At 65.9% G+C, this 13,951-nt stretch carries 20 protein-coding genes; 5 read left to right on the top strand and 15 right to left on the bottom strand.

The annotated features are described in order from the left end of the window. Nucleotides 1-5 precede the first annotated feature (5 nt). The 5 genes from AB4Z44_RS02185 to AB4Z44_RS02205 are packed head-to-tail and all read right to left on the bottom strand — an operon-like array spanning nt 6 to nt 3,033. The gene (locus AB4Z44_RS02185; RefSeq protein ID WP_404712448.1) at nt 6-602 is read right to left on the bottom strand and encodes an FMN-binding negative transcriptional regulator; all 597 of its coding nucleotides are present in this window, start codon (nt 600-602) and stop codon (nt 6-8) included. Next, nucleotides 602-1,711, bottom strand: coding sequence for an RluA family pseudouridine synthase (locus AB4Z44_RS02190; RefSeq protein WP_404712449.1), 1,110 nt, complete (start codon nt 1,709-1,711; stop codon nt 602-604). The genes AB4Z44_RS02185 and AB4Z44_RS02190 overlap by 1 nt, the downstream gene beginning before the upstream one ends. After that, nucleotides 1,708-2,091: a fluoride efflux transporter CrcB gene (gene crcB / locus AB4Z44_RS02195; protein ID WP_404712450.1), complete on the bottom strand. Its 384-nt coding sequence runs from the start codon at nt 2,089-2,091 to the stop codon at nt 1,708-1,710. Before crcB ends, AB4Z44_RS02190 begins: the two co-directional genes overlap by 4 nt. Nucleotides 2,092-2,137: 46 nt before the next feature. Then, entirely contained in the window at nt 2,138-2,533 is a 396-nt protein-coding gene (locus AB4Z44_RS02200) for an MAPEG family protein (protein WP_404712451.1), read from the bottom strand. Beyond that, entirely contained in the window at nt 2,533-3,033 is a 501-nt protein-coding gene (locus tag AB4Z44_RS02205; RefSeq protein WP_404712452.1) for a hypothetical protein, read from the bottom strand. Before AB4Z44_RS02205 ends, AB4Z44_RS02200 begins: the two co-directional genes overlap by 1 nt. 97 nt (nt 3,034-3,130) lie before the next feature. On the opposite strand from AB4Z44_RS02205, the gene AB4Z44_RS02210 reads away from it, so the two are divergent. Together AB4Z44_RS02210 and AB4Z44_RS02215 are read left to right on the top strand one after the other, a co-directional pair. Continuing rightward, on the top strand, nt 3,131-3,352 hold the full coding sequence (locus AB4Z44_RS02210; protein WP_404712453.1) for a hypothetical protein: 222 nt from the start codon (nt 3,131-3,133) through the stop codon (nt 3,350-3,352). Continuing rightward, nucleotides 3,352-3,768 (top strand): hypothetical protein, encoded by a 417-nt coding sequence (locus AB4Z44_RS02215; RefSeq protein ID WP_404712454.1) that lies wholly within the window; start codon nt 3,352-3,354, stop codon nt 3,766-3,768. Before AB4Z44_RS02210 ends, AB4Z44_RS02215 begins: the two co-directional genes overlap by 1 nt. Nucleotides 3,769-3,834: 66 nt before the next feature. Here AB4Z44_RS02215 and AB4Z44_RS02220 read toward each other — a convergent pair whose 3' ends face one another. Beyond that, complete coding sequence (locus AB4Z44_RS02220; protein ID WP_404712455.1) at nt 3,835-4,977, bottom strand: 5-methyltetrahydropteroyltriglutamate--homocysteine S-methyltransferase; 1,143 nt, start codon at nt 4,975-4,977, stop codon at nt 3,835-3,837. 191 nt (nt 4,978-5,168) lie between these two features. On the opposite strand from AB4Z44_RS02220, the gene AB4Z44_RS02225 reads away from it, so the two are divergent. Continuing rightward, nucleotides 5,169-6,326, top strand: a complete 1,158-nt coding sequence (locus AB4Z44_RS02225; protein ID WP_404712456.1) for an alpha-hydroxy acid oxidase — start codon at nt 5,169-5,171, stop codon at nt 6,324-6,326. Nucleotides 6,327-6,517: 191 nt separating this feature from the next. Next, nucleotides 6,518-8,635, top strand: a complete 2,118-nt coding sequence (locus AB4Z44_RS02230) for a RelA/SpoT family protein (protein WP_404712457.1) — start codon at nt 6,518-6,520, stop codon at nt 8,633-8,635. 113 nt (nt 8,636-8,748) lie between these two features. Here the strand turns inward: AB4Z44_RS02230 and nusB are convergent, their stop codons facing one another. The 4 genes from nusB to AB4Z44_RS02250 form a co-directional block, all read right to left on the bottom strand. Further along, entirely contained in the window at nt 8,749-9,204 is a 456-nt protein-coding gene (gene nusB / locus AB4Z44_RS02235; protein ID WP_404712458.1) for a transcription antitermination factor NusB, read from the bottom strand. A gap of 38 nt (nt 9,205-9,242) precedes the next feature. After that, the gene (hisD, locus tag AB4Z44_RS02240) at nt 9,243-10,532 is read right to left on the bottom strand and encodes a histidinol dehydrogenase (RefSeq protein ID WP_404714330.1); all 1,290 of its coding nucleotides are present in this window, start codon (nt 10,530-10,532) and stop codon (nt 9,243-9,245) included. Nucleotides 10,533-10,541: 9 nt separating this feature from the next. Continuing rightward, on the bottom strand, nt 10,542-11,207 hold the full coding sequence (gene hisG, locus AB4Z44_RS02245; protein ID WP_404712459.1) for an ATP phosphoribosyltransferase: 666 nt from the start codon (nt 11,205-11,207) through the stop codon (nt 10,542-10,544). Between the two features lie 73 nt (nt 11,208-11,280). Continuing rightward, the gene (locus tag AB4Z44_RS02250) at nt 11,281-11,745 is read right to left on the bottom strand and encodes a glycine zipper 2TM domain-containing protein (protein WP_404712460.1); all 465 of its coding nucleotides are present in this window, start codon (nt 11,743-11,745) and stop codon (nt 11,281-11,283) included. A gap of 137 nt (nt 11,746-11,882) precedes the next feature. On the opposite strand from AB4Z44_RS02250, the gene AB4Z44_RS02255 reads away from it, so the two are divergent. Continuing rightward, nucleotides 11,883-12,467, top strand: a complete 585-nt coding sequence (locus AB4Z44_RS02255; protein WP_404712461.1) for a YdeI family protein — start codon at nt 11,883-11,885, stop codon at nt 12,465-12,467. A 44-nt stretch (nt 12,468-12,511) separates the two neighbouring features. Here AB4Z44_RS02255 and AB4Z44_RS02260 read toward each other — a convergent pair whose 3' ends face one another. Genes AB4Z44_RS02260 through AB4Z44_RS02280 form a run of 5 tightly spaced genes read right to left on the bottom strand, consistent with a single transcriptional unit; the run spans nt 12,512 to nt 13,949 of the window. Next, entirely contained in the window at nt 12,512-12,757 is a 246-nt protein-coding gene (locus tag AB4Z44_RS02260; RefSeq protein ID WP_404712462.1) for a hypothetical protein, read from the bottom strand. Beyond that, on the bottom strand, nt 12,757-13,038 hold the full coding sequence (locus AB4Z44_RS02265; RefSeq protein ID WP_404712463.1) for a hypothetical protein: 282 nt from the start codon (nt 13,036-13,038) through the stop codon (nt 12,757-12,759). Before AB4Z44_RS02265 ends, AB4Z44_RS02260 begins: the two co-directional genes overlap by 1 nt. 35 nt (nt 13,039-13,073) lie before the next feature. Next, the gene (locus tag AB4Z44_RS02270) at nt 13,074-13,346 is read right to left on the bottom strand and encodes a hypothetical protein (protein WP_404712464.1); all 273 of its coding nucleotides are present in this window, start codon (nt 13,344-13,346) and stop codon (nt 13,074-13,076) included. Nucleotides 13,347-13,357: 11 nt separating this feature from the next. Beyond that, entirely contained in the window at nt 13,358-13,615 is a 258-nt protein-coding gene (locus AB4Z44_RS02275; RefSeq protein ID WP_404712465.1) for a hypothetical protein, read from the bottom strand. Nucleotides 13,616-13,628: 13 nt separating this feature from the next. Beyond that, nucleotides 13,629-13,949, bottom strand: a complete 321-nt coding sequence (locus tag AB4Z44_RS02280; protein WP_404712466.1) for a hypothetical protein — start codon at nt 13,947-13,949, stop codon at nt 13,629-13,631. Nucleotides 13,950-13,951: the final 2 nt, after the last annotated feature.

The following is a 13,951-nucleotide window of genomic DNA, read 5'->3' on the forward strand; positions in this document are numbered from 1 at the left end:
CCCACTCATGTGCGTTCCATCATATCGGCGATGCGATCGTTGCCGAGCGCGCGAAATGCCGCGACCGCACCCGCAATCTCCTCAGGCTTCTTGTTCTGTCCAAGCTTGGCGATCCCGCGCAGCACCGGCACATCGATCGAAAAGCCGACGATCGCTGTCAGAAACGCCGCCATCCTTTGCCGATCGAGCTTGGCGCTGGTCCACGGCACCTTGGGCGCGAGCCGGGCTTCCTGGGCCGCGCTCAGCGTATCGAGCTGTTCGATCAGCCCGGCCTCGTCGAGCCGGCGCACGCGGCCATGCACCTCGACCAGCCGGTAATTCCAGGTCGGTACCTGATGCTCGCTGCCATACCAGTCCGGGCTGACATAGGCGTGGTCGCCCAGCACCGCGGCGATCACTGTCGCCCCGTCGAGATAAGGCACCATCGCGTTGCCGCGCGCGAGATGAAACCGGATCGATCCGTCGGCATGCACCGCCAACGGCGCCTGCGCGGTCAGCGGCGCGCCCTCCACGCTCGTGCAAATCTGCGCGAAGGCGTGTTCTTCGACGAACTTGCGCAATGCCGCCTCGTCATCCCAGGCAAATGCCCGATTGGGATGCATCAGTCGCGCGCTCCGCGCGACCGCCGTTCGCCCTTGCGCTCCTTGCGGCGCGCCTTGGCGGCCTGGGTGACCGCCTTGCGCTTGCCCTCGGCGGTCTCGCTGAACTTCGGCTCGTCGAATGGCAGTGCATCGCCCAGCGCCCGATCGAAGCCGAGCATCGCCATGCTCTCGACGAAGTGGCGCGGCGGCTCGGCGCTGACATCGAGCTTGCTGCCGTCGGGATGATCGATCCGCAGCCGCCGCGCATGGAGGTGCAGCTTGCGGCTGATCCCGCCGGTGAGAAACGCATCCTGCCCGCCATATTTGCCGTCGCCCACGATCGGGTGGCCGATCGCCGCCATATGGACGCGCAGCTGGTGGGTGCGGCCGGTGTAAGGCTGGAGCTCGACCCAGGCGGCGGCATTGCCGGCCCGTTCGATTACGCGATAGCGGGTGCGTGCCGGCGAGCCCTCCTTCTCGTCGACATGCATCTTCTCGCCGCCGGTGCCGGGCTGCTTGGCGATCGGCAGCTCGATCATGCCGTCGTCGATCGAGGGCACGCCGGTGACCAAAGCCCAATAGAGCTTGCGCGCGGTCCGGCTGGAGAAGGCCTTGGCGAAATGCGCCGCTGCACCCGACGAGCGCGCGAGCAGGATCACGCCCGACGTATCCTTGTCGAGCCGATGGACCAGCTTGGGCCGCCCCTCCGCCTCGAACCGCACGCCATCGAGCAGGCCGTCGAGATGGCGTTCGGTCTTGGTGCCGCCCTGCGTGGCGAGGCCGGGTGGCTTGTCGATCACGATCGCGGCGCGATCCTTGTGGATGACGAGGCTCTGGACGAATTCCTCGTCCTCGGCGCTGAGCGGCGGGCGCTCCGGCTTGGCGCGCGCCTTGGCGGCAGCGGGGGCGGGGGCTTCGAGCGGCGGGACGCGGATCGTCTGGCCGGCCTCGATATGGTCGCCCGGCGCCACGCGCTTGCCGTCGACGCGGAGCTGCCCGGTGCGCGCCCAGCGCGAGACGATGTTGAAGCTCGCTTCGGGCAGATGGCGGCGGAACCAGCGATCGAGGCGGATGCCATGATCGTCGTCGGCGACGATGAAGGTGCGGGCGTCGGTGATAGGCTCGCTCATGTGAAGGCCCTGACGATGAAAAGGCCGATGAACAAGGCCAACACGGAGCCCGCGACCGAGGACACGCCGTAGGCGGCGGCCATCACCGGCTGGTTGCGGAGCAGCATGTTGGCCGTCTCCAGGCTGAAGGATGAGAAGGTCGTGAAGCCGCCGAGCACCCCGACGCCGAGGAACAGGCGCAGCGGCTCGCCCTGGGTCGTCGTGAACATCCGCGCGAGGCAGCCGGCGAGGATGCCCATCAGCAGACCGCCGAGCAGGTTGATGATCCACGTGCCCCAGGGAAAAGCGGGGCCGAGATTACGCAGCGCGATCGCGCCGATATGATAGCGGAAACCGGCGCCGATCGCGCCGCCGATCATGACGAGAATGAGGGGAGGCATAAGCGGCGCTGTAGCCGCCAGCGGCTTTTCCCGCCAGTGGCGCGTCCTAGCCCAGCAAAAGGCTCGCGATGACCAGGAGGAGGCCTGCGGCGGAGACCAGCCAGACGAGCGTGCGCACGATAGGAATGCCCGCGGCATAAAGCGGCACGTACGCCACCCGGGCCCAGAAATAGAGCTGCGCCCCGATCGCGCTTTTGCCGTCGAAATGACCGGCGGCGGCACAGCCGAGCACCGCGCCGATGAAGAGCGGCAGGGTCTCGAACAGATTGGCCTGCGCGCGTACGAGCCGCCCGGCGAGCGGATTGAGCGGCGGCATCGTTTCGTCGCGCGCGCCGGTATTCCACTTGGTGCCATATTGCTTCGTGCGGAAATGACCGGCGAGCCCGATCTGCACCACCGCGAGCACCAGGCTCGCGCCGAGCATGGTCAGTTCGATCCGCATCAATCGCTGCCGTGCATGGTGATCGTGCCGCGGCTGCCCGCGCCGTCGGGCGCCACCGACATGGCGAATTGCTTCTGTCCCTTGGTCGCGGAGACCCCGCTCGCGGTGGCGGCGATGTTCGAATAGCCAGCGCCGGCCGCGGCCTGCTTGTAATAGTCGATCAGCGAAGCCGGCGTGCCCTTGCTGGTGAATTCCATATGGACGCGGCCCTCGTCCTTCGCGCCCTTGTCGTCGCCCGTCACATCGACCGTCTTCACGTCGGTATCGGGGGCGAGCTTGATGCCGTCCATATCCATGTGCGAGCCCAGGTTCATATCGGGCAGGCTCACCTTGGCCGAAAGGCCGGGCACTTCGAGCGAGACCTGGTTCCTGTCCTTGCCGTCGCCCATCGCGAGGTGGACATTGTCGCCCCGCTCCTTGGCGTCGTCGCCGATATTGACGCTGGCATGGCAGGCCGGGAGCATGAGCAAGGCGGCGGAAGCGAACAAGGCTGGGCGCATCGGGCAATCCTTTCCTTGACTGCGGTCCTAGCGCGAACTGTATTGTTCATGCAATACGCTTGTGCTTTACGGTATAGGTGACTCTCGAGGATCGACGATGCTGAACCTGCTTTCCTTCCTGATCGGGCTGGCGGCGATCGTGCCGATCTTCTTCGCGCTGATGCCCTTCCTCGGCTGGGCGAACTGGTTCGTGCTGCCGCTGCCGATCTTCGGCCTGATCATCGGGTCGCTGTCGCGCGGCAATGCCGGGCGCAACCTTAACCTGATCCTGTTGTTGATCGCGATCGTTCGGCTGTGGCTGGGACATGGAATATTCTGATGCTGATGATGGGACTCGCGCTGGCGGCGGCAGATCCGGTTCCGCCGACCCCGCCGGCGGAAGCTTCGGTGCAGGCGGCGGTGCGGGTCGTGCAGCATTATTATGCGGCGCTCGGCCGGCATGATTATCGCACGGCGCACGCCTTGTGGCCGCGTGGGCCGGGTATCGACGAACTCAGGCGCGGCTATGCCCATACGGCGTGGACGCGGGTGACGCCGCTGCCGCCGTTCACCAGCGAAGGCGGCGCGGGATCGGTCTATGCCCAGATCAAGGTGAAGGTCGATTCCGCGCAGACCGATGGAACGCGGCAGCATTTCACCGGCAGCTATACGCTGCGGCGGGTCAACGACGTGGAGGGATCGACGGCCGCGCAACGGCGGTGGCACATCGAGAGCGGCAAGTTGGTGCGGCGCTAGTTGGGTTTCATAGGTCACCCCGGCGCAAAGGCCGGGGTGACGATCGGAAACAACCAGCGGGCAAAGTCAGGCGTCGGCCCACACTTCGCGGGCGACGTCCATCACCAGCCGCATCTTGGCCGCCTGCTGCTCGACGGCGATATCGTTGCCATGGACGGTCGAGGAGAAGCCGCATTGCGGGCTCAGCGCCATCTGGTCGACCGGCATGTACTTCGCCGCTTCATCGATCCGGCGCAGGATGTCGTCGCGTGACTCGAGTTCGCCGAGCTTGGTCGTGACGAGACCCAGCACCACCGTCTTGCCCTTGGGCACGAAGCGCAGCGGCGCGAAATCGCCCGAGCGCGGATCGTCATATTCGAGGAAGAAGGCGTCGATGTTCAGTTCGTTGAACATCACCTCTGCGACCGGCTCGTAACCCCCCTCGGCCGCCCAGCTCGAGCGGAAATTGCCGCGGCACAGGTGGATGCCCGTGACGAGCGAATCAGGCGCCTCGCTGATCGCGTCGTTGATCAGCTTGGCGTAAAGGCGCGGTGCCTCGTTCGGATCCATGCCGCGCTTGCGCGCATTCTCACGCTGCTTCTCGTCGCAGAGATAAGCGAGGTTGGTGTCGTCGAGCTGGAGGAAGGTCAGCCCGGCCTGCGTCAGCTGCGCGATCTCCTCGCGATAGGCGGCGCCGACATCGGCGAAGAATTCCGCCATGTCGGGATAGACCGCCTCGCTGATCCCTTCACGCCCGGCGCGGAAGTGGAGCATCGTCGGCGAGGGGATGGTGATCTTCGGCGTCTCGCGCACGACCGACTTGAGGAATTCATAGTCGGCAAGCTGGATCGGCTTGGCATGGCGCACCTTGCCGGTGACGACCATCTTCGGCGGGGCGAAGTTCACGTCCTTGCCGGCGGCGTGCTTGAAGGCGACTTCCATGCCACCCTGTTCTTCGATCCCGTCGAGCTGAAGCAGGAAATCGGTGTGGAAGAATTTGCGGCGGAATTCGCCGTCGGTGATCGCCTTGAAGCCCAGATCCTCCTGGAACTTGACGATATCGGCGATCGCCGTGTCCTCGGCCGTGCGGAGCGCGGCCGCATCGATCTCACCGCGATGGAAGCTGTCGCGCGCTTCCAGCACGGCGCGGGGGCGCAGGAAGCTGCCGACATGGTCGGCGCGGAACGGCGGCACAGTGCGGCTCGGCGTCGGGCGGGCGGCGGTGGCCATGGGCTTACTCCTCGGTCGTTTAGTGGGCAATGTCTTAATTCTGCCCACTGATAAGGTGGATCACGCCCGGTATCAACCCTGAAACGCGTGATCGGTTGCGTTTGGAGTGGGCAGTCCCACAAGCGGAGGTGATGGACGCCCGCTCCTCGGCAAGGCATGAGATCGAAAACAGGAAGGCAAAGGGGAGCGCGATGCAGGGTGAGCAAGCGATGATGTCCGCGCTCAACATCGCCGATCTGCGTACCATGGCGCGCCGCCGCCTGCCGCGCGGAATCTACGATTATCTCGAGCGCGGGGTGGAGGACGAACTCTCGCTCGACGGCAATCGCGAAGCCTTCCGCCGCATCAAGCTGCTGCCCCGGGTGCTGCGCGGCGTCGCCGAGATCGACACGAGCCATCGCGTGCTGGGCGAATCGATCCCCTGGCCTTTCGTTGTGGCGCCGACCGGAGGCGCTTCGCTCTTCTCGTACCATGGCGATGTCGCGGCGGCGCGGGCGGCGGCGGCGCGCAATATCCCGTTCGTCATCTCCACCGCCAGCACGATGGATGTCGAGCAGATCGCCACCGCCGGCGGCAAACTCTGGTTCCAGCTCTATCTGTGGGAAAATCGGGACTTGTCCCACGCGGCGATGGAACGCGCCAAGGCGGTCGGCTGCCCGATCTGCTTCCTGACGGTCGATCTGCCGGTCAATCCCAACCGCGAATATAATCAGCGCAACGGCTTCGGTACGCCGTTTAGGCTCGGGCGCCGCAACACGATCGATATCCTGACCCATCCGCGCTGGTTTGCGGGCGTGCTCGGCCGCTACATGCTCAACGGCGGGATCCCGCAGCAGGCCAATCTGCCAGCGCATCTACGCGCGAACGTCACAAGAAGCGCGCCGGTCGGTTCGGCGTTCAGGAACGACAATCTCGATTGGGACGAGATGGCCAGGCTGCGCGATCGCTGGGGCGGCAAGTTCGTGGTCAAGGGCATCATGCGTCCCGACGACGCCGAACGCGCGCTGGCCCTGGGCGTCGACGGCGTCGTCGTTTCCAACCATGGCGGCCGCGCGCTCGATTGTGCCCCCGCCACGATCGAGGCGCTGCCGGGCGTCGTTGCCGCCGTCGGCGGCAAGATGGCGGTGTTCGTCGATGGTGGCGTCCTGCGCGGCAGCGACATCGTCAAGGCGATCGCTCTGGGGGCCGATGCCGTGCTGACCGGGCGAGCGATCTGTTATGGTCTAGCCGCCGGAGGAGAGGCCGGTGCGGGCAGGGCGCTCGATCTGCTGACGAGCGAGGTCAGGCGCACGATGGGGCTGACGGGGTGTCGGAGTGTCAGCGAGATCAGGCGGGATCTGATTGCCTGACTACATTATTGGTGTCCCGTTCGTGCTGAGCGAAGTCGCACTTCACGCGCCCGTCCTTCGCCTTCGCTCAGGACGAGCGGAGCCAGTATTTGCGCGGCACCCATGCCACGCTCGCGCGTCAACAGGCAGCTTTGCGATTATGAAGCCCTTCGCGCTTGCCATTGCCGCCCCCCGCCCTCCATCTAGGGATTGTGCTGCGCCAATATGAGTTGATCGACCGGGTCCTGAGTTACGATCCCGATGCCGACGAGGCCCTGCTCAACCGCGCCTACGTCTTTTCGCTGGCCGCGCACGGCAGCCAGAAGCGCGCATCGGGCGATCCTTATTTCAGCCATCCGATCGAGGTGGCGGGTATCCTGACCGATCTGCATCTCGATGACGAGACCATCGCCACCGCGATCCTGCACGACACGGTCGAGGATACGGTCGCCACGCAGGAGCAGATTGAGAAGACCTTCGGGCCCAGCGTCGCGCGGCTCGTCGACGGCGTCACCAAGCTCTCCAAGATCGAGGCGCAGAGCGACAATGAGCGCGCCGCCGAGAATCTGCGCAAGTTCCTGCTGGCGATGTCCGACGATATCCGCGTGCTGCTGGTCAAGCTGGCCGATCGGCTGCACAACATGCGCACGCTCCATCACATCGCCAAGCCGGAGAAGCGCCGCCGGATCGCGCGCGAGACGATGGATATCTACGCGCCGCTCGCCGAGCGGATCGGCATGTACGAGTTCATGAAGGAGATGCAGACCATCGCCTTCAAGGAGCTCGAACCCGAAGCCTATGATTCGATCAACAAGCGGCTCGAGCAGATGCGCAAGGGCGGCGGCGATCAGGTCGCGCGCATCGCTTCGGGCCTCCGCCTGTTGCTCGGCCAGAAGGGGATCAAGGCCGAGGTCGAGGGACGCGAGAAGCATCCTTATTCGATCTGGCGCAAGATGACCGAGCGCCACATCAGCTTCGAGCAGCTTTCCGACGTGATGGCGTTCCGTGTCATCGTCGACGATGTCGAGCAATGCTATCGCGCGCTCGGGCTGCTCCACCAGCGCTGGCCGATGGTGCCGGGCCGGTTCAAGGACTATATCTCGACGCCCAAGCGCAACGGTTACCGCTCGCTTCACACCGCGGTGATCCACACCGAGCGGGTCCGCATCGAAATCCAGATCCGCGACAGGAAGATGCATGCCGAGGCCGAGTTCGGCGTGGCCGCCCACTGGTCCTACAAGGCCGGCGGAACGATCCAGCCCGACGTCAATGCACGCTGGATCCAGGATCTCGTCGAGATCCTCGATCATGCGGCGAGCCCGGAGGAACTGCTCGAACATACCCGCATGGCGATGTACCAGGATCGCATCTTCGCCTTCACCCCGCAGGGCGAGCTGATCCAGCTCCCCAAAGGCGCGACCCCGATCGATTTCGCTTATGCCGTCCACACCGATCTCGGCGACCAGACGGTGGGTGCCAAGATCAACGGACGGGTGGTGCCGCTGCGCACCCCGATCCAGAATGGCGATCAGGTGCAGATCCTGCGTTCCAAGGCGCAGGAGCCGCAGCCGTCGTGGATGAATTTCGCCGCGACCGGCAAGGCGCGCGCCAAGATCCGCCGCTACGTCCGCAACAAGGAGCAGGCCGAAATGGTCGCGCTCGGCCGCCGCTTCTATGATGCGGTGGTGGCGCGGCTGCCGGCGCAACTCGCCCCCGATGCGCTCGATCAGGCGGTCAAGCGGCTCAAGCTGCCCGATTCGGACCGGCTGATGGAGGAGATCGCCCGCGGGAATTTGACCGATCAGCAGGTGATGGAGGCGCTGATGCCAGGATCGGCGGGCGAACTCGCGATGCGCCCGCGTCTGCCGGATCCGCGCGCCATCTCGATGAAGGGGTTGACCCCGGGCGTCGCCTTCACGCTTGCGCCCTGCTGTACGCCGGTGCCGGGCGACCGCATCGTCGGCGTGCGCCATCCCGATGCGCCGGTGGTGGTGCATGTGATCGAATGCCCGGTGCTGCAGGCAGCGCCCGAAGAGGATTGGGTCGATCTGGCCTGGGGCGACGGCAGCGAGGGTGGCGTCGCCCGGCTGCAGGTGATCGTGCGCAACCAGCCGGGCGCATTGGGCGTGATGGCGGGCATTCTGGGCACCCAGCACGCCAACATCGTCAACCTCACCCTGTCGCAACGCGACGAGAGCTTTCACACCTTCGACGTGCTGATCGAAGTGCAGGATGTGGGTCATCTGATGCGCATCCTGGCGGCCCTGCGCGCGGCGGAAGCGGTGGCGAGCGCCGAACGGACCGAGCCCAAGGCACCCTTGGTGGCGTGATTTGGCATTTGGCGCGCTATAACTGGCGCGAACAGTCCGTTCGTGTCGAGCGAAGTCGAGACACGTTGGCTCTTGCAACGTCCCTCGACTTCGCTGGGGACGAGCGGTCGTTTTTAGGAGCGCACGTCCTTCGAGACCGCGTCGAGCAGGCCGTTCACGAATCCCGTCTCGCGCTTGTCGTAGAAGGCATCGGCCACATCGACATACTCGCTGATGATGCTGCGCGTCGGCACGTCGGCGCGGGCAACCAGCTCATAGGTTGCGGCGCGCAATATCTGCCGCATCGGGCGATCGAGCCGTTCGAGCGTCCAGCCCTGGCCCAGCCGACGCACGATCAACGCATCCACCTCGGCGCGACGCGCGTCGACGCCCTTCACGACGTCGTCGAAGAAGGCGACCTCGGCGTCGGCATATTCGACATCCTCGATCGTGGCCCCCAATCGATGCTGGTGAAATTCATCGAGCAGACGGGCGAGCGGGGTTCCCTCCATCTCCTGCTGATAGAGCGCCTGGACGGCGGCGAGACGCGCGGCCGATCGGGCCTGCGGACGATATCTGGTTTTCGGCACCGGCGGCCCTTAGCGGCGATAGGAGCGAAGCGCAAAGTTCACGTGAGCCGCACCGCGACCGAGGCAGCGTGCGCGGGCAGCCCTTCGGCATGCGCCAGCGCGACCGCGGCCGGCCCGATGCGCGCCAGACTGGCGGCATCGCAGGCGATGAAGCTGGTGCGCTTCATGAAATCGAGCACCGACAGACCCGAGGCGAAACGCGCGCGGCGGCCGGTGGGCAGCACGTGGTTGGGACCCGCGACATAATCGCCGACCGCCTCGGGCGTGTAGCGGCCGAGGAAGACCGATCCGGCATGGCGCACGGCGGCGAACAACGGCTCGGGATCGGCGACCGCCAGTTCGAGATGCTCGGGCGCGAGTCGATCGACCAGCGGCATCGCCCCATCGAGGCTCGGCACGACGATGATCGCGCCATTGGCTTCCCACGCCGTGGCCGCGGTGTTGCCGGTCGCAAGCGTGGTGAGCTGGCGAGCGACCGCCTGTGCCACCGCATCGGCAAACGCCGCATCGTCGGTGAACAGGATCGATTGGCTGGTCGGATCATGCTCGGCCTGGCTGAGCAGATCGGCCGCGATCCATTCCGGATCGTTGGCGGCATCGGCGACGACGACGATCTCGGACGGGCCCGCGACCATGTCGATGCCGACCACGCCGTAAAGCTGGCGCTTGGCCTCGGCGACCCACGCATTGCCGGGGCCGACGACGACATCGACCGCTCCGATGCGTCTCGTGCCATAAGCGAGAGCCGCGATCGCCTGCGCGCCGCCGATGCGCCAGACCTCGTCGACCCCGGCAATCTCGGCAGCGGCGAGGACGAGCGGGTTGGCTTCGCCGCCGGGTGTCGGCACGGTCATCGCCAGCCGCCCGACACCGGCCACGCGCGCGGGAATGGCGTTCATCAGCACGGTCGAGGGATAGGCCGCGCGGCCGCCCGGCACGTACAGACCGGCGGCATCGACCGCGGTCCAGCGTGCGCCGATACGGACGCCGGCGCTGTCGATGCCGTCGCGATCGGTCGGCTTCTGCGCGTCGTGATAGACCGCGATCCGATCGGCCGCGAGATCGAGCGCGGCGCGCAGGTCCTTGTCGAGGCCTTCGAGCGCGGCGCGGCGGGCGGCGCGGGGAATCTCCCAGCCGACCGTATCGAGATCGAGCCGGTCGAAGCGGCTGGTATAGCCGGCAAGCGCCTCATCGCCGCGCGCGCGGACGTCGGCGATGATCGCCGCGACATCGCGCGAGACATCGGCATCCGCTTCGCGGCGGGCGTTGACGAGCGCGGTGAAAGCGAGGGCGAAGTTCGCGGCGGTCGAATTGAGGCGGATCATGATATTGCCTCCTCACGCCGCACGGGCGCCTCCAGCTGCCTCGCGGAACGCCTCGACCAGCGGGCCGACCTCCTTCGCGCGCGTCTTGAATGCGGCACGGTTGACGATCAGCCGCGCCGAGACCTCGGCGATCACCTCGACCTCGACCAGCCCGTTTTCCTTGAGCGTGCGCCCGCTGGACACCAGATCCACGATCCGGCTCGACAGGCCCAGCACGGGGGCGATCTCCATCGCGCCGTTGAGCTTGACGCATTCGGCCTGGACGCCCCGCGCCTCGAAATGGCGCCGCGTGATGTTGGGATATTTGGTCGCAACGCGGACATGGCTCCAGCCGCGCGGATCGTCGCTCGCCGCCAGGTCCTTCGGCTCGGCGATCGAAATGCGGCAATGGCCGATGCCGAGATCGACCGGCGCATAAAGCTCCGAATAATCGAACTCCATCAGCACGTCCGATCCGACGATGCCCAGTTGCGCCGCGCCATGCGCGACGAAGGTAGCCACGTCGAAGGCGCGCACGCGGATCAGCCCGATATCGGGCCGGTTGGTGTCGAAGCGCAGCGCCCGGCTGTCCTCGTCCGCGAAAGCGGGCTCGGGAACGATGCCGGCGGCCGCGAACAGCGGCATCACTTCGGTGAGGATGCGCCCCTTGGGGACGGCGATGATGATCGGTTCGGCCATGGAAGCGCGGCCTTTACTGGCGCGCCTTGCCGGGAGCAATGGCGGCATCGCTCCCGGACTTTTCAGGCCACGATCAGCGGCAGCGGGCGTTGCCTCGATCGATCGAACGCCCCAGCAGGGCACCGCCGCCGGCACCGAGCAACGTGCCGAGCGTGCTTGAACGGCCACCGTCCAGCGCATTGCCGAGCAAACCGCCTGCGAGCGCACCGACGATCAGGCCGGTCGTGCCGTCGCTGCGGCGGCAATAATAGCGCCCGTCGCCGCCGCGATAGATGCGGTCGTTACGGCCGAGCCGGCGCTCAGGATAATTGCCCGGGCGATAGTAACGCGAGGCATCGTAGCCGCCGTAGCTGGGATCGGGGCGGTTCCAGTCGTAATTGCGGCCATCGCGATGACCATTGTCGTGGCGATCGTCACCCCGGCGGCCGTTGTCGTCATGCTTGCGGCCGTGCGACCATGGCGGCGGGTCGGCCAGCGCGGGGGTGACGGCGGGCAGGGCAAGCGCGGCCAGTGCAACGCCGAGGATAAGTTTGCGCATCGAAATCTCGTTTCAGGTTGTTAACGACCTCTCGTGAACGTGGCACGGCGGCGGTGGTTGCAACCTTGATCCAATATAGCTGCATTTGCATTCGCCGTCGGTGCCGGGAATAATATTGTGATGGGAGGAGGGCGGTCATGGCGACGGATCCGCGCGTAGACACCTATCTGGCGGGCCTGCCCGCTTTTGCCGTGCCGATCCTGACGCATCTGCGCGCGCTCGTGCATCAGGTGGTACCCAGCGTGGACGAGACGATGAAATGGGGGCGTCCCTTCTTCACGCTCGACGGACGGATGCTGGCGATGATGTCGGCCTTCAAGGCGCATTGTATCTTCGGCTTCTGGCGCAGCGAGGCGGGCGGGCCCGATCGCGGCGAAAGTGCCGGTGGCGATTATGGGCGGATCACCAGTCTGGCCGATCTGCCGGCGGACGAGGTGATCATCGGGCAGATCCGCACGGCGGTGGCACAGCTTGATATGCCGCCGGCCAAGCGGGTGCGGGCCGCACCGAAGCCGGCTCTGGAAACGCCGGCGGATCTGGCCGCAGCGCTGGCGGCCGAGCCGGAGGCGCAGGCCACGTTCGACGCCTTTTCGCCGAGTTGCCGGCGTGAATATGTGGAGTGGGTCGTCGAAGCGAAGCGGCCGGAGACGCGTGCTAACCGGATTGCGAAGGCGGTTGGACAGATGCGCGAGGGAAAGAAGTTAAACTATAGATATCAGTAGTTTGTCCCCGTCACCCCCGCCTGCGCGGGAATGACGGTGTCTCTTTACAAATCCACCCCGGCCGCAATCGCCTCCAGCTTGCGTACCCGCTCGCGCAGATCCGCCAACTCGATGCGCGCCGCCGAACTCGGCACGCCGCTGGTCGTCTCCGGCGCCGGGCCGCGACCCTCGAGGCTCAGCCGCTGCAGGCCGATCCAGTCGCGCCAGCCCTTGAGTGCTGCCACCGTTATCACCACCAGGCCGGCCAGGCTTGCGGCCGTCATCAAGCTCCACACGATAGGATCGGTCATCACCGTACCTCCTTGTCATGGCGCAGCGCTTCGATCTCGCGCTCCAGCGAGAGGCTGCGGTTGCGATCGCCGTCGGTCACGATGCGCTCCAGCACCGCGATCCGTTCCTTGAGGTCGCGGACTTCGCCGCGCAGTCGCTCGGCTTCGCCATTGTCGCGGGCCGGGCCGACATAGACCTCTTCCTTGCCGCGGCCTGTCCGGACGATGCCGTAACGGGCGCGGATGATGCTGGTGACCGATACGATCAGGACGATGCCGATCACCATTTCGAATGGGTTCATATCGAAGCTCCTTGAGCCTGATTATCGTTCGTGATTCAGTTGACCGGCTTGTCGCGCAGCCGCTCGATCTCGTCGCCCAGCAGGGTCGATCGATCGGTGATGATCCGTTCCAGCACCGCAACACGCTGCTCGAGTCGCTCGGTCTTGGCGGCATATTGGGCGGCGCGCTCGGCGGTCTGGTCGCTGAGGGCCAGCCGCATCTTCTCCTTATGGTCGAGCCAGCGCTTGAACATGCTGCTGCCGATCCCGAGGATCACCGGCAGGCCCACCACGATCATGAAGAAAGCCAGGAAGGTGAAGGTACTCATCGTCTCGGTCCTTAGTTGATCGGCTTGTCGCGCAGCCGTTCGATCTCGTCGCCCAACTGGGTCGATCGATCGGTCAGGATGCGTTCCAGCACCGCGACCCGTTGTTTCAGGCGTTCGGTCTCGGCGGCGGATTGCGCGCTCTGATCGGCGACCCGGAAGCTCATCCGCTCCAGTTCCAGCTCCTTGAGCCTGAACCAGCGCCTGACGGTGCCGGCGAAGATCGCGGCGAGCGGGATCAGAACCCAGACCCAGGATGCGGCATTGTGCATCGTCTCGTTCCCTCTAGTTGGCCGGACCGCGCAGCTGCTCGATCTCGTGGGTGAGACGGAAGCTGCTGTCGGTGACGATCCGCTCGACCGTGGCAAGGCGATCCTTGACCGATCCGAGCTCGGCGCGGAGCTGGGCGTTTTCGGCGGTGATGAGCTTCAGCCGCTCCATCGCCTCGTCGCTGCTCCGGGGGTAGACCGCCTGGCCCCAACCACCTTCGAGCGGGTAGCCGTTCTTGACGCGCAGCCAGGTGGTGAAGACCCAGCCGGCGATGCCGAGAACACCCAAGGTCGCGGCAAGCGGGATGAGATCCCGGAAGATCAGAAACTTTTCCATCT

The sequence above is a fragment of the Sphingomonas sp. MMS24-J13 genome (assembly GCF_044905095.1).
Taxonomy (GTDB): Bacteria; Pseudomonadota; Alphaproteobacteria; order Sphingomonadales; family Sphingomonadaceae; genus Sphingomonas_I.

What these genes read in the sequence shown, in the direction of transcription:
- hisG (WP_404712459.1), bottom strand. Translation starts at nt 11,207, where the DNA reads ATGGCCGAACCGATCATCATCGCCGTCCCCAAGGGGCGCATCCTCACC.
- AB4Z44_RS02260 (WP_404712462.1), bottom strand. Translation starts at nt 12,757, where the DNA reads ATGACCGATCCTATCGTGTGGAGCTTGATGACGGCCGCAAGCCTGGCC.
- AB4Z44_RS02220 (WP_404712455.1), bottom strand. Translation starts at nt 4,977, where the DNA reads ATGGCCACCGCCGCCCGCCCGACGCCGAGCCGCACTGTGCCGCCGTTC.
- crcB (WP_404712450.1), bottom strand. Translation starts at nt 2,091, where the DNA reads ATGCCTCCCCTCATTCTCGTCATGATCGGCGGCGCGATCGGCGCCGGT.
- AB4Z44_RS02205 (WP_404712452.1), bottom strand. Translation starts at nt 3,033, where the DNA reads ATGCGCCCAGCCTTGTTCGCTTCCGCCGCCTTGCTCATGCTCCCGGCC.
- AB4Z44_RS02210 (WP_404712453.1), top strand. Translation starts at nt 3,131, where the DNA reads ATGCTGAACCTGCTTTCCTTCCTGATCGGGCTGGCGGCGATCGTGCCG.
- AB4Z44_RS02225 (WP_404712456.1), top strand. Translation starts at nt 5,169, where the DNA reads ATGCAGGGTGAGCAAGCGATGATGTCCGCGCTCAACATCGCCGATCTG.
- AB4Z44_RS02215 (WP_404712454.1), top strand. Translation starts at nt 3,352, where the DNA reads ATGCTGATGATGGGACTCGCGCTGGCGGCGGCAGATCCGGTTCCGCCG.
- AB4Z44_RS02255 (WP_404712461.1), top strand. Translation starts at nt 11,883, where the DNA reads ATGGCGACGGATCCGCGCGTAGACACCTATCTGGCGGGCCTGCCCGCT.
- AB4Z44_RS02275 (WP_404712465.1), bottom strand. Translation starts at nt 13,615, where the DNA reads ATGCACAATGCCGCATCCTGGGTCTGGGTTCTGATCCCGCTCGCCGCG.
- AB4Z44_RS02200 (WP_404712451.1), bottom strand. Translation starts at nt 2,533, where the DNA reads ATGCGGATCGAACTGACCATGCTCGGCGCGAGCCTGGTGCTCGCGGTG.
- AB4Z44_RS02270 (WP_404712464.1), bottom strand. Translation starts at nt 13,346, where the DNA reads ATGAGTACCTTCACCTTCCTGGCTTTCTTCATGATCGTGGTGGGCCTG.
- AB4Z44_RS02190 (WP_404712449.1), bottom strand. Translation starts at nt 1,711, where the DNA reads ATGAGCGAGCCTATCACCGACGCCCGCACCTTCATCGTCGCCGACGAC.
- AB4Z44_RS02280 (WP_404712466.1), bottom strand. Translation starts at nt 13,949, where the DNA reads ATGGAAAAGTTTCTGATCTTCCGGGATCTCATCCCGCTTGCCGCGACC.
- AB4Z44_RS02250 (WP_404712460.1), bottom strand. Translation starts at nt 11,745, where the DNA reads ATGCGCAAACTTATCCTCGGCGTTGCACTGGCCGCGCTTGCCCTGCCC.
- AB4Z44_RS02265 (WP_404712463.1), bottom strand. Translation starts at nt 13,038, where the DNA reads ATGAACCCATTCGAAATGGTGATCGGCATCGTCCTGATCGTATCGGTC.
- AB4Z44_RS02185 (WP_404712448.1), bottom strand. Translation starts at nt 602, where the DNA reads ATGCATCCCAATCGGGCATTTGCCTGGGATGACGAGGCGGCATTGCGC.